General features: G+C 62.5%; 15 protein-coding genes and 4 pseudogenes. 15 read left to right on the top strand and 4 right to left on the bottom strand.

The annotated features are described in order from the left end of the window. On the top strand, positions 1-959 hold a 959-nt coding region (locus G3436_RS11640), incomplete at its 5' end, for a pyridoxal phosphate-dependent aminotransferase (protein ID WP_163944983.1). Then, complete coding sequence (gene sfsA, locus G3436_RS11635; protein WP_163944981.1) at positions 959-1,672, top strand: DNA/RNA nuclease SfsA; 714 nt, start codon at positions 959-961, stop codon at positions 1,670-1,672. The genes G3436_RS11640 and sfsA, both read left to right, overlap by 1 nt. On the opposite strand, the gene G3436_RS11630 is transcribed toward sfsA, so the two are convergent. After that, on the bottom strand, positions 1,662-1,979 hold the full coding sequence (locus G3436_RS11630) for a Rieske (2Fe-2S) protein (protein ID WP_163944979.1): 318 nt from the start codon (positions 1,977-1,979) through the stop codon (positions 1,662-1,664). The two genes, sfsA and G3436_RS11630, sit on opposite strands and share 11 nt — an antisense overlap. 164 nt (positions 1,980-2,143) lie before the next feature. Between G3436_RS11630 and G3436_RS11625 the strand changes: the two genes are divergently transcribed. Genes G3436_RS11625 through G3436_RS11610 form a run of 4 tightly spaced genes read left to right on the top strand, consistent with a single transcriptional unit; the run spans position 2,144 to position 5,745 of the window. Then, positions 2,144-3,028: a heme/hemin ABC transporter substrate-binding protein gene (locus tag G3436_RS11625; protein ID WP_163944976.1), complete on the top strand. Its 885-nt coding sequence runs from the start codon at positions 2,144-2,146 to the stop codon at positions 3,026-3,028. A 50-nt stretch (positions 3,029-3,078) separates the two neighbouring features. Then, positions 3,079-4,062, top strand: a complete 984-nt coding sequence (locus G3436_RS11620; protein ID WP_178116420.1) for a FecCD family ABC transporter permease — start codon at positions 3,079-3,081, stop codon at positions 4,060-4,062. Further along, the gene (locus G3436_RS11615; protein WP_163944969.1) at positions 4,062-4,829 is read left to right on the top strand and encodes a heme ABC transporter ATP-binding protein; all 768 of its coding nucleotides are present in this window, start codon (positions 4,062-4,064) and stop codon (positions 4,827-4,829) included. The genes G3436_RS11620 and G3436_RS11615 overlap by 1 nt, the downstream gene beginning before the upstream one ends. A gap of 10 nt (positions 4,830-4,839) precedes the next feature. After that, complete coding sequence (locus G3436_RS11610) at positions 4,840-5,745, top strand: ChaN family lipoprotein (RefSeq protein WP_163944967.1); 906 nt, start codon at positions 4,840-4,842, stop codon at positions 5,743-5,745. Positions 5,746-5,983: 238 nt separating this feature from the next. Here the strand turns inward: G3436_RS11610 and G3436_RS11605 are convergent, their stop codons facing one another. The 3 genes from G3436_RS11605 to G3436_RS11595 form a co-directional block, all read right to left on the bottom strand. Continuing rightward, positions 5,984-6,256 carry a TfoX/Sxy family protein gene (locus G3436_RS11605; protein WP_163944963.1) on the bottom strand — a complete coding sequence of 91 codons (273 nt, stop codon included), beginning with the start codon at positions 6,254-6,256 and terminating at the stop codon, positions 5,984-5,986. Between the two features lie 168 nt (positions 6,257-6,424). Continuing rightward, positions 6,425-6,769 carry a pentapeptide repeat-containing protein gene (locus G3436_RS11600; protein ID WP_163944959.1) on the bottom strand — a complete coding sequence of 115 codons (345 nt, stop codon included), beginning with the start codon at positions 6,767-6,769 and terminating at the stop codon, positions 6,425-6,427. Positions 6,770-6,872: 103 nt separating this feature from the next. Next, positions 6,873-8,435, bottom strand: coding sequence for an AAA family ATPase (locus G3436_RS11595; RefSeq protein WP_163944956.1), 1,563 nt, complete (start codon positions 8,433-8,435; stop codon positions 6,873-6,875). 118 nt (positions 8,436-8,553) lie between these two features. Between G3436_RS11595 and mrcB the strand changes: the two are divergent. The 9 genes and pseudogenes from mrcB to msrQ all read left to right on the top strand — a co-directional run bounded on the left by mrcB (position 8,554) and on the right by msrQ (position 18,381). Then, positions 8,554-10,870: pseudogene (gene mrcB, locus G3436_RS11590) on the top strand (penicillin-binding protein 1B). A gap of 21 nt (positions 10,871-10,891) precedes the next feature. After that, positions 10,892-11,627 (top strand): annotated as a pseudogene (locus tag G3436_RS28885) (tetratricopeptide repeat protein). Further along, entirely contained in the window at positions 11,624-11,956 is a 333-nt protein-coding gene (locus tag G3436_RS11580) for a YqcC family protein (protein ID WP_163944953.1), read from the top strand. Before G3436_RS28885 ends, G3436_RS11580 begins: the two are co-directional and overlap by 4 nt. A 422-nt stretch (positions 11,957-12,378) precedes the next feature. Further along, positions 12,379-14,103 (top strand): acetolactate synthase 3 large subunit, encoded by a 1,725-nt coding sequence (locus G3436_RS11575; RefSeq protein WP_163944951.1) that lies wholly within the window; start codon positions 12,379-12,381, stop codon positions 14,101-14,103. Between the two features lie 2 nt (positions 14,104-14,105). After that, complete coding sequence (ilvN, locus tag G3436_RS11570) at positions 14,106-14,597, top strand: acetolactate synthase small subunit (RefSeq protein WP_163944948.1); 492 nt, start codon at positions 14,106-14,108, stop codon at positions 14,595-14,597. A 53-nt stretch (positions 14,598-14,650) separates the two neighbouring features. Further along, a pseudogene (ilvC, locus tag G3436_RS11565) lies at positions 14,651-15,666 on the top strand (ketol-acid reductoisomerase). A 146-nt stretch (positions 15,667-15,812) separates the two neighbouring features. After that, a complete protein-coding gene (gene pssA, locus G3436_RS11560) occupies positions 15,813-16,673 on the top strand; it encodes a CDP-diacylglycerol--serine O-phosphatidyltransferase (RefSeq protein WP_163944929.1) in 861 nt (286 codons plus the stop codon). A gap of 63 nt (positions 16,674-16,736) precedes the next feature. Then, positions 16,737-17,749: pseudogene (msrP, locus tag G3436_RS11555) on the top strand (protein-methionine-sulfoxide reductase catalytic subunit MsrP). Continuing rightward, positions 17,749-18,381, top strand: a complete 633-nt coding sequence (gene msrQ, locus G3436_RS11550; RefSeq protein WP_163944926.1) for a protein-methionine-sulfoxide reductase heme-binding subunit MsrQ — start codon at positions 17,749-17,751, stop codon at positions 18,379-18,381. The pseudogene msrP and the gene msrQ overlap by 1 nt, the downstream one beginning before the upstream one ends. Positions 18,382-18,509 lie beyond the last annotated feature (128 nt).

The raw sequence follows: 18,509 nt of genomic DNA, 5'->3' as shown, positions 1-18,509 counted from the left end.
CGGCACTGCGCGAGGCGATCGCAGGGTTCTATGCGCAGCGCTACGGCGTGAACATCGACCCGCAACGCATCCTGATCACTCCCGGTGGCTCCGGCGCGTTGCTGCTGGCCGCCAGCCTGCTGGTCGACCCCGGCAAGCACTGGTTGCTGGCCGACCCAGGCTACCCGTGCAACCGGCACTTCCTGCGCCTGGTCGAAGGCGGCGCGCAACTGGTGCCGGTCGGCCCCGAGGCCAACTACCAGCTCAATGCCGACCTGGTAGAGCGCTACTGGGACAGCCAGACGGTCGGCGCCCTGGTCGCCTCGCCGGCCAACCCGACCGGCACGGTGCTCGACCGCGCACAGTTGGCCAGCCTGTCGGCCGCCACCCGTGGCCACAATGGCCATCTGGTGGTGGACGAGATCTACCACGGCCTGACCTACGGCATGGATGCCCCCAGCGTGCTGGAAGTCGATGACGAGGCCTTCGTCCTTAATAGTTTCTCCAAATATTTCGGCATGACCGGCTGGCGTCTTGGCTGGCTGGTAGCGCCTCCTGCGGCGGTGGGGGACCTGGAGAAGTTGGCGCAGAACCTTTACATCAGTGCACCGAGCATGGCCCAGCATGCGGCGCTGGCGTGTTTCGAGCCGCGCACGCTGGCGATCTTCGAAGAGCGTCGCGCCGAATTCGCCCGCCGTCGCGACTTCCTGCTGCCGGCGCTGCGTGAACTCGGCTTCGGGATTGCCGTGGAGCCGCAGGGCGCGTTCTACCTGTATGCCGACATCAGCGCGTTTGGCGGGGATGCCTTCGGCTTCTGCCAGCACTTTCTCGAAACCGAGCATGTGGCGTTTACCCCGGGGCTGGACTTTGGTCGCCATCAGGCCGGTCACCATGTGCGCTTCGCCTACACCCAAAGCCTGCCGCGGCTGCAACAGGCGGTCGAGCGGATTGCCCGTGGCCTGCGGAGCTGGCAAGGCTGATGCGTTTTTCTCCCGAACTCGAAGAGGCGCGCCTGCTGCGCCGCTACAAGCGTTTCCTGGCCGACATCGAGCTGCCCGGCGGCGAGCAGATGACCATTCACTGCCCCAATACCGGCTCGATGCTCAACTGCATGCGCGAAGGCGGCAAGGTCTGGTTCAGTCGCTCCAACGACCCCAAGCGCAAACTGCCCGGTACCTGGGAGATCGCCGAAACCCCTCAGGGCCGGCTGGCGTGCGTGAATACCGGACGGGCCAACGCGATTGTCGAAGAAGCCCTGCGGGCCGGGCGCATTGCCGAGCTGGCAGGTTTTACGGCGCTCAAGCGCGAGGTGGCCTATGGCGCGGAGCGCAGCCGCATCGACTTTCGCCTGGAGTACCCGGCAGGTCCGGCCTACGTCGAGGTCAAGAGTGTGACCCTGGGCTTTGACGGGACGCGGGTGGCGGCGTTTCCCGATGCCGTGACCCAGCGCGGTGCCAAGCACTTGCGCGAGTTGTCGGCGCTGGTCCGCCAGGGGGTGCGGGCCGTGCAACTGTACTGCGTGAACCTGAGTGGTATCGACGCCGTGCGCCCTGCCGAGGAAATCGACAGTGCCTATGCCAGCGCACTGCGGGCGGCAGCGGCCGAGGGCGTGGAGGTGCTTGCGTATGGGGTGCAACTGGATGCCGAGCAGATCTTCATCGAGCGTGCCTTGCCGGTGTTGCTCACGCCGTGAGCCAGATGCCCTGGCTGTTTTCCAGGCAACCAAGGGCCTGCAGGGCGTCGCCCTCGCACGGGCCGGTGATGCACTCACCGGACTCCGGCACGAACAGCGCACCGTGATGCACGCAGGCAATCAGCTGGGCGCTGGGGTCGAGAAAGGCATCGGGCTGCCAGTTGAGCGCGATGCCGCGATGCGGGCAACGGTTACGGTACAGGTAGACGCGGCCTTGTCGGCGTATGCCGAACAGTTGCAGGCCTGCTGCACTGAAACCGCGGCTTTGGCCTTCACCCAGTTCAGCCGGGAAGCAAAGAAAGTGCATGATTAAGATCACTTCAGGAAACGAGAGTCGGCTTGACGCTCAAATGCAAATAATTATCAAATTGACTGCATTGACCCGACTGGGCGCAGTTATACCGCGAGTACGTGCCCGGCTCTACCGTTATCCATGTGGATGACGGCCGTCCCTATTGAAGGAAGCCTGCCATGCGTCGACCTGCCAGCCTGATTGCCCTGTGTATCGGGCTTGTTTTCAACTCGGCGTTGCAGGCTGCCGAACCTGTGGCTCAACGCTGGGTCAGCGCCGGAGGGGCGATCAGCGAATGGGTTGTCGCGTTGGGCGGGGAGTCTCGCCTGGTGGGCGTGGACACGACCAGCCAGCATCCGCTGAGCCTCAAGGCCCTGCCCAGCATCGGCTACCAGCGTCAGTTGTCGGCCGAAGGTGTGCTCAGCCTGCGCCCGGACCTGCTGCTGGGTACCGAAGAGATGGGGCCACCCGCGGTGCTGACGCAGATACGTGGGGCCGGGGTGCAGGTAGCGCTGTTCTCGAGCAAGGCCGACCTGCCGGCGGTGCAAGGCAACCTCAAGCAACTGGGGCACTTGCTGGGCCAGGCGCAACAGGCCGAGCAACTGTTCAGCGCTTACCGCCAGCAGCTCGACGGGCTGAGCGAGCGGATCAGGTCGGTGCAGGGCAGCCAGGCAGCGCCGGGGGTGATTCTGCTGGTGGGGCATGGCGGGGCCAAGCCGATGATCGCCGGCAAGGGCACGGCCGGTGACTGGCTGATCCGCCAGGCGGGTGGGCGTAACCTGGCCGACAATGACGGCTACAAGAATTTCTCGGTCGAAGCGCTGGCTGCATTGAACCCGCAGGTGCTGGTGTTTGCCGACCGCAGTCTGACGGGCGAGGCGGCGCTGCAAGCCTTGCTCAAGGAAAACCCGGCGCTGGCGGCGTCACGCGCGGCACGTGACAAGCGCCTGGTCGAGCTCGACCCGACCCTGCTGGTAGGTGGCCTCGGGCCGCGCCTGCCAGCCAGCCTGCAAGCCCTGGCACAGGCGTTCTACCCGTCGGCCACGGCGCAATTGGCGCCATGAATAGACTGGTACGACCGCGTACCCTGTTTATCGGCTTGAGCCTGCTGTGCCTGATGGCGGTATGGCTGTCGCTGGCGCTGGGGCCCGTCAGCCTGCCGTTGCTGGATACCCTGCGCGCCGGCCTGCGTTTGCTCGGCGTGCCAATTCAAGCCCAGGGGCTGGAGCAGGCCGAGCTTATCCTGGGGCAGATCCGGCTGCCGCGAACCCTGCTCGGCCTGGTGGTGGGCGCGGTGCTGGCGTTGTCCGGGGTGGCCATGCAGGGCCTGTTTCGCAACCCTCTGGCCGATCCCGGGTTGGTGGGCGTGTCCAGTGGGGCGGCGCTGGGGGCTGCGGTGGCGATTGTCGGCGGCAGTTGGGTAGGCGGCATTCCTGACGCACTGGCACCTTACCTGCTGTCGTTGTGTGCGTTTCTCGGCGGCCTGGGTGTGACTGCGCTGGTGTATCGACTGGGCCGACGTGACGGCCAGACCAGCGTGGCGACGATGCTGCTGGCGGGGATCGCCCTTACCGCCCTGGCGGGTTCGGCGGTCGGCTTGTTCACCTACCTGGCCGATGACGCCACCTTGCGCACCCTGACGTTCTGGAACCTGGGCAGCCTCAACGGCGCCAGTTACCAGCGCCTGTGGCCGCTGCTGCTGGTGGCGGTGGTGGTAGCGCTGTGGCTGCCGCGCCGGGCCCATGCGCTCAATGCCCTGCTGCTGGGCGAGTCCGAGGCGCGGCACCTGGGTATCGAGGTCGAGAGGCTCAAGCGCGAACTGGTATTCTGCACGGCACTGGGGGTTGGGGCGGCGGTGGCGGCCGCAGGCCTGATCGGCTTTATCGGCCTGGTGGTGCCACATCTGGTGCGCCTGCTGGCCGGGCCGGATCATCGCGTGCTGTTGCCGGCCTCGTTGCTGGCCGGTGCTTCGCTACTGCTGTTTGCCGACCTGATCGCACGCCTGGCCCTGGCGCCGGCAGAGCTGCCAATCGGGATTGTCACGGCGTTTATCGGTGCGCCGTTTTTCCTTTTCCTGCTGGTACGGGGGCGCGCCTGATGTTGCGGGTAGAGAATCTGCAGGTGGTGCGCGCAAAAGCCTGCGTGCTCGATGGCGTTACCCTGGGCGTCGAACCCGGGCAGGTGCTGGGCGTGCTGGGGCCCAATGGTGCGGGCAAGAGCACGCTGCTCGGTGCCCTGTGCGGGGAGTTGCCGGCACACCAGGGGCAGGTGCTGCTGGAGGAGCGAGCGCTGGCCGACTGGAGTGGCCATGAGCGCGCGCAGCGTCTGGCCGTGTTGCCGCAAACCTCGACCCTGGGGTTTGCCTTTCGCGTCGAAGAAGTCGTGGGCATGGGACGCTTGCCCCATCGCAGCGGTCAACTGCGCGACCAGGCGATCGTGGCGGCGGCCCTGGAGGCAGCGGATGCCCGTCACCTGGTAGGGCGCAGCTACCTGGCGCTGTCCGGGGGCGAGCGTCAGCGGGTACACCTGGCGCGGGTGCTGGCGCAACTGTGGCCGGGTGAGCAGGGCTGCACGCTGTTGCTGGATGAGCCCACCTCGATGCTCGACCCCTTGCATCAGCACACGACCTTGCAGGCGGTGCGGGCATTTGCCGATCGTGGCGCCGCCGTGCTGGTGATCCTGCATGACCTGAACCTGGCCGCGCGTTACTGTGACCGTATCCTGCTGCTGGAGCGTGGTTGCCCTCACGCCCTTGATACCCCCGCGCAGGTATTGCGCCCTGATGCGCTGCGTGCGGTGTTTGGCCTGGAGGTGCTGGTGCAACCTCACCCCGAACGCGGGCATCCGCTCATCATTGCCCGTTAGGAGCCTGCTTATGCCCTGTACATCGAGGTTTGTCGTCCTGTTGTTGCTGGTGGCCGCGGTGGGTGGCTGCCAGTCGGCTGCTGCGCCATTGCTGCCGGCATTGCCGGCTTGGCAAAGCCCGCAAGGGCGCGAGGATGCGCGACTGGGGCAGATCCAGGACCTGCGTACGGGCCGCTTGCTGACCCCGGCGCAATTGGTCGAGCGCCTGGCTGGTGCGCCGCATGTGCTGCTGGGTGAACAGCATGACAACCCCGATCACCATGCCTTGCAGCTATGGTTGCTGCGGGCCCTTGAGCAGCATCGGCCACAAGGCAGTGTGTTGCTCGAGATGCTTGAGCCGGCGCAGCAGGCGCAGGTGGCCACACTCCAGCAACAGGCCGCGTTGCCTGCCGACCTGCCGCAAGCACTGGGCTGGCAGCGCGGCTGGGACTGGAACCTGTACGGACCGATCATGCGCCATGCGCTGGTGCAGCCTTATCCGCTGCTGGCGGCCAACCTGGACCGCAGCGAAGTGCGTGAGATCTATCGCCAGGTACCGACGCTGGAGGGGCCGCGCTCTACGGCCGAGGGGGTGACGGCGGCATTGCTTGATCAGGTGCGTGAAGGGCATTGCGGGCTGCTGCCCGAGTCGCAGATGCCGGCCATGCTCGCAGTGCAGCAACAGCGCGACCGGCGTATCGCCCAGCGTCTGCTGCAGGCGCCGACACCGGCTCTGCTGCTGGCCGGGGCCTATCACGTACGCAAGGACATGGGAGTACCGTTGCACCTGCAGGACCTTGGGCTGCAAAGCGGCACCGAGGTAGTGATGTTGGCGCAGGTGGGCGAGGTGGTCGAGCCGGCGATGGCAGATGTCGTGTGGTATACCGCAGCCGTGGCCAAGCGTGACTACTGTGCGGACATGCGCAAGGGCGGCTGAGCGGCGCGTACTTCGTTGCAGGAGCCGCTGCCCTCGGCGCAGGGGGCGTGGCAAGCACAAACCCCAGGCAAAAAAAAGACCCGGCAAAGTGCCGGGTCAATAACCGTGATTAGCCTGATGAGGAGATAATCTGAGAGTCCGAACCAAGGTCTTTCAGAGTATCCAACCAGTCTCGCGACCAGTTGTGATAATCATAACGATTCTCATTTCGAAGTCAATCGTTTCGTACGCTTTATTTTCAACTATTTTTGCGCGGGGCCTTGGCGTCCAGCTGTTTGTTCAGGTCATCCTTGCGCTCGGGCGGGATATCGTTCCAGTGAATGTCCAGCAGAGCGCCTTCAATCGCGTAGAGCAGCACCTTCGATGCGCGAAAGCCACGGGTGCGTACCGCCTGGTAGGCATTCACCGCGCCCAGGCGACGCAAATCCGAGGCGCTGTGGATGCCCACCGCATGCAGCCACTGCGCAGAGGTCTTGCCAAGGTTTTTCAGATGCTGGAGCTCATCGTTCATCAAGCCTCCTTGCGACGGCTGAACGGGTCTTGGAGAAGGATTGCGAGGCAGGTCAAGGAGGAGTGTAGCGGCAGTTGGAGAATACGCGGCGTTTTGCCAGCGGGCGGCCCTTGGCGGGGCCTGCAGCCACCGTCAGACAGGGCTGGCGGTGGCCTGGCACGGGGGATTTCAGCGGGTGCGGTAGCGCAGGCGGGTGCCGAAATTCACCGACATCAGAATTTCGTCGGCACTCAATTCAACGGGAAAGTAGGTGCCGGAGATCTGCGCATGGGCCAGGCTTGCGCCTTCCAGGCAGTTGTGCCGCAGGTCCAGGCCGCGCAGATCGGCGGCACGGAAGTAGGCGCCGCTGAAGTCGATGCCTTCAGTGTCCAGCTTGCGCAGGTCCAGGCCGCGAAAATCGCCGTCCTTGAAGTCGATGGTGGCGGAGGTGGACTTCTCGAGGTTGAACTCTGCGATGTGTTCCTTGTGCACCAAAGCATATAGCGCGCAGTCGAGCTGGCGTGGCTGGTTCATGGGGCGCCTCCTTGTTTGATCTTATGGTGGCATTATAGTGCCATCAAACGGAGACGCCCGGAATAGACGCGTGAAGTGTGGACCACTTCACGCCTTGGCGAGATTACAGGCCGGGCAGGCGTTGGCGGATCTGCTTGACCAACTCGTCCAGGCTGCCGCTCTCGTTGGTTTCCACGCGTTTGCTTTGCAGCAACTCTTCTGCGCTTAGTGGGTCGCGGTCGGCCTGTTGTGCCGTGACCACCTCCAGCGTGGCGTCTGAAGGATCGTTGTGGTCGGCCTGGCGCTGTGCCAGCCAGCTGGCGATCACCGCATCCGGCGCGTTGCAGTCGAGGATCAGGAAGGGCACGCCGGTGGCGCTGGCGACTTCGGCTGCGGCCTGGCGCTGCGCCCGCTTGAGGTAGGTGGCGTCGATCACCACCGGGAACCCGGCGCGCAGGACGATGCCGGCCAGCTGGTGCAGGTGCTCGTAGGTCTTCTGGCTCGCGTCGCCGCTATAGATGCCTTGCTGCAACTGGCCAGCCTGCTGGCTGGTCTGCTCGCCGAACAGGCGCTTGCGCTCCACGTCCGAACGCAGGCGAATGGCCCCCAGGGCTTCGACCATGCGCATGGCCACGTGGCTCTTGCCGACGGCGGATACGCCGTGGGTGATTGCCAGCAGACGCGAGGGGATAGCGCTGTAGCTTTCGGCCAGGTTGGCGTAGTTGCGGTATTGGCGCAGGGTCGTCGCGCGCTGCACGCCATCGGCGTCGGCCGGCATGCTGAACAGTGCGACCTTGGCCCGCACCAGTGCGCGATAAGCCTTGTAGAAGTTCAGCAGCTCAAGGCCGGCGTAGTCACCGGTGATCTCCAGGTACTGGCTGATGAAACGGCGCGCCAGTGATTTCAGGCCACGGTCTTCCAGGTCCATGGCCAGGAAGGCGGTGTCGGCGTAGACGTCGGTGAGGCGGAAGGGCTCGTTGAACTCGATGCAATCGAAGATCACCACCTGGCCGTCGATCAGGGTGGCATTGCCCAGGTGGATATCGCCGTGGCACTCACGGATGAAGCCTTGCGCCTTGCGTGCCTCGAACAGCCCGTGCAGGCGATCGAAGCTGCTGCGGGCCCAGGCTTGCAAGGCGTCCAGTTGCACCAGGTCGGCCTTGTCGCTGAGGAACGGGCGGATCTGTTCGAAGTTCTGCTCTACCGGTGCCATGACGCTGTCGGGCGTGCCCAGCGGATGCTCGACGGCAACCTTGGGGGCGTCGAGGTGGAAGCGAGCGATCTGGCGCGCCATCTGGTCGATGTGGGCCGCAGTCAGTTCACCGTTCGCCTGCAAGGTGCTGAGCATCTGCTGCTGCGGGAACTGGCGCATTTTCAGGGCATACTCGATGGCCACACCTTCTCCGCCCAGTTGCGGCGCTTCGGCGCTACCGGTGATGGCCAGCACTTCCAGGTACAGCCCGTCGGTCAGGCGCTGGTTCAGGCGCAGTTCTTCTGCACAGAAATGCGCACGGCTGGACAGCTCGGTAAAGTCCAGAAAGCCGAAATTCATCGGCTTCTTGATTTTGTAGGCGTAGTCGCCAGTGAGCAGCACCCAGGAAATATGCGTCTCGATAACCTGGAATTGCTTCACAGGGTGCGCAAACAGGGCCGGGTTTTGCAGGGCAGCGATCAAGGCTTGGCTCACGGGCGATCCTTCTGGGGCGTGGGAGATTCGAATCGACCATTATGGCGGCAAGCGGGGCCGCTGCAAACCGCCGGAGGGCGCCTGTCGACAAGCGATAAAGTGCGTATAATCCGCCGCCATGACTCGTACCCGATCTTCCCGTACCCCCAAAAAACGCCCCGCTGGCCGCTCGCGTGCCTGGTTGGGCTGGGCGCTCAAGCTCAGCCTGGTCGGCCTTGTGGCGCTGGCCGGCTTTGCCGTTTACCTCGATGCCGTGGTCCAGGAGAAGTTCTCCGCAAACGCTGGACCATTCCGGCCAAGGTATACGCGCGCCCGCTCGAGCTGTTCGTCGGACAAAAGCTCAGCAAGGCTGACTTTCTCATCGAACTGGATGCCCTGGGCTACCGCCGTGAAAGCGCAGCCAATGGCCCGGGTGCGGCGGCAGTCAATGGCAACACCATCGACCTCAATACCCGCGGCTTCCAGTTCTATGAAGGCATGGAGAAGGCGCAAGGCGTGCGTGTGCGCTTCTCGGGTGACTACGTGGCCAGCTTGAGCGGCACCAATGGCGCCAAGCTCGATGTGGTACGCCTGGAACCCCTGCTGATCGGTGGTATCTACCCCAAGAACCTCGAAGACCGCATCCTGATCAAGCTCGACCAGGTGCCACCCTACCTGCTCGAAACCCTGGTGGCCGTGGAAGACCGCGACTTCTATCACCACTTCGGCGTGTCGCCCAAGTCGATTGCACGGGCCATCTGGGTCAACACCTCGTCTGGCGCCATGCGCCAGGGCGGCAGCACCCTGACCCAGCAACTGGTCAAGAACTTCTACCTGACCAACGAGCGCAGCCTCAGCCGCAAGCTCAACGAAGCGATGATGGCGCTGCTGCTGGAACTGCACTATGACAAGCGCGAGATCCTCGAGGCATACCTCAACGAGGTATTCGTCGGTCAGGACGGCCAGCGTGCGGTGCACGGCTTCGGCCTGGCCAGCCAGTTCTTCTTCAGCCAGCCGCTGTCGGAGCTCAAGCTGCATCAGGTAGCGTTGCTGGTGGGGATGGTCAAGGGGCCGTCCTACTACAACCCGCGACGCTATCCGGAGCGTGCGACCGTTCGCCGTAACCTGGTGCTCGACCTGCTGGCCGAACAAGGCGTCGCGACCCCCGAGGCAGTGGAGGCGGCGAAGAAAATGCCGCTGGGCGTGACCAAGCGCGGCAGCCTGGCGACAGCTCGTTCCCCGGCTTCCTCGACCTGGTCAAGCGTCAGTTGCGCCAGGACTACCGCGACGAAGACTTGACCGAAGAAGGCCTGCGCATCTTCACCAGCTTCGATCCGATCCTGCAGATGAAGTCCGAAGCGGCCATGTCCGAAACCTTCAAGCGTCTGAGTGGGCGCAAGGGATCGGACGAAGTCGAGGCGGCCATGGTCGTGACCAATCCGGAAACCGGTGAAGTGCAGGCGCTGATCGGCAGCCGCCAGGCCGGTTATGCCGGCTTCAACCGGGCCATCGACGCGGTGCGCCCGATCGGTTCGCTGGTCAAGCCGGCGGTGTACCTCACCGCACTGGAGAAGCCGAGCCAGTTCACCCTGACCAGTTGGGTGCAGGATGAGCCGTTCTCGGTCAAGGGCGCGACGGCCAGGTGTGGAAGCCGCAGAACTATGATCGGCGCGCCCATGGCACCATCTTCCTGTACCAGGGCCTGGCCAACTCCTACAACCTGTCGACGCCAAGCTTGGCCTTGAAGTCGGCGTGCCAAATGTGATCAAGACCATTGGCCGGCTGGGGGTGAATGTCGACTGGCCAGCGTTCCCGTCGATGCTGCTGGGCGCTGGCGGCATGTCGCCGGTGCAGGTTGCGACCATGTACCAGACCCTCGCCAATGGTGGTTTCAACACGCCGATGCGCGGCATTCGCAGCGTACTGACGGCCGAGGGCGAGCCGCTCAAGCGCTACCCGTTCCAGATCCAGCAGACCTTCGACCCGGGCTCCATCTATCTGGTGCAGAACGCCATGCAGCGGGTCATGCGTGAAGGTACCGGGCGCTCGGTTTACAGTGTATTGCCAAGCTCGCTGAACCTGGCGGGCAAAACGGGCACGAGCAACGATTCGCGTGACAGCTGGTTTGCCGGTTTCAGCCAGGATCTGCTGGCCGTGGTGTGGCTGGGGCGCGACGACAATGGCAAGACGCCGTTTACCGGCGCCACCGGTGCGCTGCAGGTGTGGACCAGTTTCATGCGCAAGGCCGACCCGCTGCCGCTGGACATGCCGCTGCCGGACAACGTGGTGCAGGCCTGGGTCGACCCACATACCGGGCAGGGCTCTGATGCCAGCTGCCCGGGCGCGGTGCAGATGCCGTATATTCGCGGCAGTGAGCCAGTGGCCGGCACGCCTGCGGCGGGGACCAGGCGCCTGACGAGTCTGTGATGGACTGGGTCAAGGGCTGGATGAATTAAGCTCAGCAAAGAGGATGTGACGTGAACAAGTGGTTGTTTCCTGCCGTGACGGCACTGGCTTTGCTTAATGGTTGCGCCAGCGTGCAACGCGGCTCGATCCCGGTGGTGGATTCGAGCACCCGCGTTTCCAACAGTGAGCGGGTCTCGGCCAATCGTGCCGGCACTGCGGTCAGCACCGGCTCGCGCCAGGCGCAGGCGATGCCGCAAGACTCCGGCGTGACGGTGATGGTGCCGCAGGGTGCCGGTTCTGCGCCGATCCAGACCTTCCCTGCCTCTACCGGCGCGGCACCGATCGATACCGGCCCGATTACGCCAGGCCCGGCGGACTCGGCACCGTTCCCCAGCACCTCCACGGGCGGCTACAGCGCGCCGAGTGCGCGACCGGTATCCCGCGCAGCACGACCAGCAGCGGCGGCCTGTCGGCCGACGAGCAACTTGACGGCCCAGTGCTGGCGCTGTTGACCACGGCGCAGTCGCAGCAGACCGGTGGTGATCTCAACGGTGCGTCGTCGAGCCTGGAGCGCGCCCAGCGCATTGCACCGCGCGAGCCGCAGGTGCTCTATCGCCTGGCCCAGGTACGCCTGGCGCAGGGCGATGCGGCGCAGTCCGAGCAACTGGCACGCCGCGCACTGACCTATGCCAACGGCCGCCCCGACCTGCAAGCCGGTCTGTGGGACATCATTGCCCAGGCTCGCGACAAGCAAGGCGACGCAGCCGGTGCCGCGCTGCGCGCCAGAAAGCGCAGGTCAACCTGTGATCGAGCAACGCATCCTGGATATCGCGGATCACCTGCTGCTGATCGAGCATGAGCTGCGCGCGCAGGGCTGGTGGAGCGAACAAGCGCCCAGCCCCGAGGCGTTGGCCAGCGTGACGCCGTTCGCGGTCGACAGCATGAGCTTTGATCAGTGGCTGCAGTGGATATTTCTGCCAAAAATGACCGAGATCCTGGAAAACGGGCTATCGCTGCCCAACGCCTCGGGCATCCTGGTAATGGCTGAAACGGTGTACGTGGATCGTCCGCAAGAAAGTCGCGAGCTGCGCAGGCTATTAGCAGAATTCGACCAATTGATCAGTCCTTCTGCCTGAATTTCCCCTTTTTCACCCTTGGAGCCGCAGAATGTGGCTCTTTTTGTCTCTGAAGTTTGTTTTTCTGCTGCTGTCTTCGGTATTAGTGGTGGATGCGGATAGTCATTTCAAAAAATTGGCAATAATTTTTCTTGACTTGAAGGCGCAGAATCAGAAGAATCCAGTTTCCGCTGTAGAGGGACTGCCAGAAGCAGACCCGCTAAGCAGATCATGAGGCGCACACCCGCGCCGACCTGTTACACCCCGCAACGCGTTACCTCGCGCTGGGTGGGAAAACCCCGCAACACTTTGGGGCGCTCCCAATACTTGCTCAGTCAGTGCTGACGTAGTCGGCGATTTCGTCGCTCATGCTCTGCTTGGCAGTAAACCTATTAAGACCCGTCCTGCCTGGACGGTATTCTGGCGTTTTAGAGGTGAACAACGTGGAGCTTTTATCTGGCGCTGAAATGGTCGTCCGCTTTTTGCGTGACGAAGGCGTTAAGCACATCTACGGGTACCCTGGTGGTGCTCTCCTGCATGTATACGATGCCCTGTTCAAAGAACCGGAAGTGAGCCACATCCTGGTTCGTCACGAGCAGGCGGCAACCCACATGGCCGATGGCTATGCGCGTGCCACCGGCAAGGCCGGCGTGGTACTGGTGACCTCCGGTCCTGGTGCAACCAATGCCATTACCGGGATTGCCACGGCATACATGGACTCCATCCCGATGGTCATCCTCTCCGGTCAGGTGCCCAGCACCATGGTCGGCACCGATGCCTTCCAGGAAACCGACATGATCGGTATTTCGCGGCCGATCGTGAAGCACAGCTTCATGATCAAGCATGCCTCGGAAATCCCGGAAGTGCTGAAGAAGGCGTTCTACCTGGCGGAATCCGGTCGTCCGGGCCCGGTGGTTGTCGACATTCCGAAAGACATGACCAACCCGGCCGAGAAGTTCGAATACATCTATCCGAAAAAGGTCAAGCTGCGCTCCTACAGCCCGGCCGTTCGCGGGCATTCGGGGCAGATCCGCAAGGCAGCCGAAATGCTCCTGGCGGCCAAGCGCCCGATCGTCTATGCCGGCGGCGGCGTGATCCTGGGCGGTGGCGCTGCGGCATTGACCGAAGTGGCCCAGTTGCTCAACCTGCCTGTCACCAATACCCTCATGGGGTTGGGTGGCTATCCGGGTACCGACCGTCAGTTCCTCGGCATGCTCGGCATGCACGGCAGCTACACGGCCAACCTGGCGATGCACCATGCCGACGTGATCCTGGCTGTCGGTGCGCGCTTCGACGACCGTGTGGTCAACGGCCCGGCCAAGTTCTGCCCGAACGCCAAGGTCATCCATATCGATATCGACCCGGCCTCGATCTCCAAGACCATCAAGGCCGACGTGCCTATCGTGGGTCCGGTCGAAAGCGTGTTGAGCGAGATGCTCGCCACTCTGCGTGAAATCGGTGAAAAGCCGGAGCAGTCGGCGATGGATGCGTGGTGGAAGCAGATCGCCGAATGGCGTGGCGACGGCATCATGTTCCCTTACAACAAGGGCGATGGCAGCGTCATCAAGCCGCAGACCGTGATCGAGACCCTGAGCGAAGTCACCAAGGGGGATGCGTTCGTCACCTCCGACGTGGGCCAGCATCAGATGTTCGCGGCGCAGTACTACCGCTTCAACAAGCCGAATCGCTGGATCAACTCCGGTGGCCTGGGCACCATGGGCTTCGGTTTCCCGGCGGCCATGGGCGTCAAGCTGAACTTCCCGGACCAGGACGTTGCCTGTGTCACCGGCGAGGGCAGCATCCAGATGAACATTCAGGAGCTGTCGACCTGCCTGCAGTACGACCTGCCGGTCAAGATCGTCAACCTGAACAACGGCGTGCTGGGCATGGTTCGCCAATGGCAGGACATGGCCTACAACAGCCGTCACTCGCACTCCTATATGGAATCGCTACCTGACTTCGTCAAGCTGGCCGAAGCCTATGGTCACGTGGGTATCCGCATCACCGACCTGAAGGACCTCAAGCCCAAGCTCGAGGAAGCCTTCGCCCTGAAAGACCGGTTGGTGTTCATCGATATCCAGGTCGATAACAGCGAGCACGTCTACCCGATGCAGATCAAAGACGGCTCGATGCGCGATATGTGGCTGAGCAAGACGGAGCGGACCTAATCATGCGGCACATTATTTCCCTGCTGTTGGAAAACGAACCGGGTGCCTTGTCCCGTGTGGTCGGCCTGTTCTCGCAGCGCAACTACAACATCGAAAGCCTGACCGTTGCACCGACCGAAGACCCGACCCTGTCGCGCCTGACGTTGACCACGGTCGGTCACGACGAGGTGATCGAGCAGATCACCAAGAACCTGAACAAGCTGGTAGAGGTGGTCAAGCTGGTCGACCTCTCGGAAAGCGCGCATGTCGAACGTGAGCTGATGCTGGTCAAGATCAAGGCCACGGGGGCGCAGCGTGCCGAGATCAAACGCACCACTGATATCTATCGTGGGCAGATCGTCGATGTCAGCAGCAGCGTCTATACCGTGCAACTGTCGGGCACCAGCGACAAGCTGGACAGCTTCATTCAGTCGATCGGTACCGCGTCCATTCTCGAAACCGTGCGCAGTGGTGTCACCGGCATTGCCCGTGGCGACAAAGTGCTCAGCATCTAACTCAAAAAATTAGCGAATGGCCTGAGAGGGCCGAGATAACCAGGGGTATTTTCATGAAAGTTTTCTACGACAAAGACTGCGACCTTTCGATCATCCAGGGCAAGAAAGTTGCCATCATCGGTTACGGCTCCCAGGGCCACGCTCAAGCGTGCAACCTGAAAGACTCCGGTGTGGATGTCACTGTCGGTCTGCGTAAAGGTTCGGCCACTGTTGCCAAAGCCGAAGCCCACGGCCTGAAAGTGGCTGACGTGGCGACTGCTGTTGCCGGTGCCGACCTGGTCATGATTCTGACCCCGGACGAATTCCAGTCCCAGCTGTACAAGAACGAAGTCGAGCCGAACATCAAGAAGGGCGCCACCCTGGCCTTCTCCCACGGTTTCGCCATCCACTACAACCAGGTCGTGCCACGCGCTGACCTGGACGTGATCATGATCGCGCCAAAAGCGCCAGGTCACACCGTGCGTTCCGAGTTTGTCAAAGGCGGCGGTATCCCTGACCTGATCGCGATCTACCAGGACGCCTCGGGCAATGCCAAGAACGTTGCCCTGTCCTACGCCGCAGGCGTTGGCGGCGGCCGTACCGGTATCATCGAAACCACCTTCAAGGATGAGACCGAAACCGACCTGTTCGGCGAACAAGCCGTGCTGTGCGGTGGTACCGTCGAGCTGGTCAAGGCCGGCTTCGAAACCCTGGTTGAAGCAGGCTACGCGCCAGAAATGGCCTACTTCGAGTGCCTGCACGAACTGAAGCTGATCGTTGACCTCATGTACGAAGGCGGTATCGCCAACATGAACTACTCGATCTCCAACAACGCCGAATACGGCGAGTACGTGACCGGCCCAGAAGTCATCAACGCCGAATCGCGCCAAGCCATGCGTAACGCGCTGAAACGTATTCAGGACGGCGAGTACGCCAAGATGTTCATCAGCGAAGGCGCCACCGGCTATCCTTCGATGACCGCCAAGCGTCGCAACAACGCTGCTCACGGCATCGAAGTCATCGGCGAGCAACTGCGCTCATGATGCCTTGGATCGCTGCGAACAAAATCGTCGACAAGGCCAAGAACTGATCTTGCTCTGATGCGATGAAAACGCGGCTTCGGCCGCGTTTTTTCGTTTAGGCGGTCAGCTTCTGGTATAAAGCTTCATCGTTTGCCGGCGAACCCTCGTCGCAGACGTCTGTCGAAACTTTCCACACCGTTGCAAGGTAATGTCCATGAGCGAACGTCCCGAAGAGCCGAACAAGGCCTCTGACGCCGAAAGCCTGCTACCGATCGATGAGCATGTTGAAGAAGGGCATGACGCCGAAGGACGCAAGGTTCGGCATCGCGGCATCTATCTGTTGCCCAACCTGTTCACCACTGCGAACCTGTTCGCCGGTTTCTATTCGATCATCAACTCCATGAGCGCCCAGAGCGCCTTGAGTGCGGGTGATCCACGCGAGGCGAGCAAGTACTTCGCCTTCGCTGCCATCGCGATCTTCGTCGCCATGGTGCTCGATGGCCTGGACGGGCGTGTTGCCCGCATGACCAATACGCAGAGCGCCTTCGGTGCAGAGTACGATTCGCTGTCCGACATGGTCGCCTTCGGTGTGGCCCCGGCACTACTGGCCTTCGGCTGGGCGCTGGGTGACATGGGCAAGGTCGGCTGGATGGTCGCCTTCATCTATGTCGCCGGTGCAGCATTGCGCCTGGCGCGCTTCAATACCCAGGTCGGCAAGGCCGACAAGCGCTACTTCATCGGCCTGGCCAGCCCCGCAGCCGCGGGCGTTGTGGCCGGCACTGTCTGGGCGTTCAGCGACTACGGCATCCAGGGCTCGAAGTTGTCGTTCCTGGTGGCCTTGCTGGTTGCCGCTGCGGGCATGCTGATGGTCAGCAACATCAAGTACAACAGCTTCAAGGAGCTGGACCTCAAGGGCCGCGTGCCGTTCGTGGCCATCCTTGCCGTGGTACTGGTGTTTGCGGTGGTGTTCAGCGATCCGCCACGCATTCTGCTGCTGATTTTCCTCGCGTATGCTGCGTCGGGGCCGGTGCAGTACCTGCTGCGTTCGCGTCGCAAGAAAACCACCGAGCAGTGATGTAATTTCCCTCGGGCTCCGTAGTCTACTGGTGCATCAGCTCACCGGTTCTACGGAGTCATCATGCTAATCAAGCTGCGCCGTTCTTCTGATTGCAAGGCATCGGACATCACGCCTGAATCTCTTTACCTGTCGCGACGAACGTTGCTGGGCGCGCTGCGGTCGCAGTGGCGGTTGGTAGCCTGCCGCGTTGGGCGAGTGGTGCTGAAGCGTCACGCTATGCCGATGTCGACGCCGGTGCAGCGCCGGGTTGGTTCGCCGAGAAGCTGCCTGCCACCCGTTGGCAAGCCGTCACGGTGAAGGACGAGGCGATAACGCCGTTCAAGGACGCTACGCACTACAACAACTTCTATGAGTTCGGTACCGACAAGGGTGACCCTGCTGAGCACGCGGGGGCGCTGCCGACCGCGCCCTGGTCCGTTGTGGTCGATGGTGAGGTGGGCAAGCCAGGGCGCTATGCGCTCGAAGACTTCATGAAACCCTACCAGTTGGAAGAGCGCATCTACCGACTGCGTTGCGTCGAAGCCTGGTCGATGGTTATCCCCTGGCTGGGGTTTCCGATTTCAGCGTTGCTCAAGCAGGTCGAGCCGACCTCCAAGGCCAAGTACATCCGTTTTGAAACCTTGCAGGACCCCAAGCACATGCCGGGGCAGCGCTCGGGGTTTGCCTTGATCGATTGGCCGTATGTGGAGGGCCTGCGCCTGGATGAAGCGATGAATCCGCTGGCGATTCTGGCGGTGGGCATGTATGGCCGTGAATTGCCCAATCAGAACGGCGCGCCGCTGAGGTTGGTGGTGCCCTGGAAGTACGGCTTCAAGAGCATCAAGTCGATCGTGCGTATCAGTCTGGTCGAGCAGCAGCCGCTCACTACCTGGCAGACCATCGCGCCGGAGGAGTACGGTTTCTATGCCAACGTCAATCCTGCGGTGGACCATCCGCGGTGGACTCAGGCGCGCGAGCGCCGGCTGCCCAGCGGGCTGTTCAGCCCGAATGTGCGTGATACGCAGATGTTCAATGGTTACGCCGATGAGGTTGCCTCTTTATATAGTGGGCTCGATCTGCGGACGAATTACTGATGCGCTATCCACTGTTTCGCCTGGGGGTCTTTGCGCTGGCGTGCGCCTGGCCGTTGTATTGGCTGGTTCAGGGCGGGATGAATGCGCTTGGGCCTGATCCAGGCAAGGTGTTGGTGGATCGGATGGGGCAGGGGGCATTGGTGTTTTTGCTGATCACCTTGTGCATGACGCCTCTGCAGAAGTTGACGGGGTGGCCCGGTTGGATTGTGGTGCGGCGTCAGTTGGGCTTGTGGTGCTTTGCTTATGTAGTGCTGCATCTGTCGGGTTATCTGTTTTTCATCCTTGGGCTGGACTGGGGGCAGTTGGGTGTTGAGCTGCGCAAGCGTCCTTACATTATCGTGGGTGTGTTGGCATTCATGGGCTTGCTGGCATTGGCGATTACCTCCAATCGCTACAGTCAGCGCCGTCTGGGGGGGCGGTGGAAGAAGTTGCACAAGCTGATCTATGTGATTCTTGTGCTTGGGTTGCTGCATTTTCTGTGGATCGTGCGTGCGGACTTGAAGGAGTGGACGGTCTATGCAGTGGTTGGAGGGGTGTTGCTGATGTTGCGAGTGCCCTTTATAGCGCTGCGTATTCCTCGGCTGGCGGGGCGTAAGCGAGGCGTTGTAACAAAAGTTGAAACAAACCCTTGACGGCCTCTGGGAAGTCTTTATACTTCGCCCCACTTCCAGCGTAGTCGGAACGAAAAACTCCTTGAGTATCAACGAGTTGGACGTTTCAGGTAGTGCAGGAAGTGCTTCGATCGAAAGATCGGCAGCGG

The sequence above is a fragment of the Pseudomonas brassicae genome, assembly GCF_010671725.1.
Lineage (GTDB): Bacteria > Pseudomonadota > Gammaproteobacteria > Pseudomonadales > Pseudomonadaceae > Aquipseudomonas > Aquipseudomonas brassicae.
This window is presented reverse-complemented; position numbering and strand designations above follow the sequence as displayed.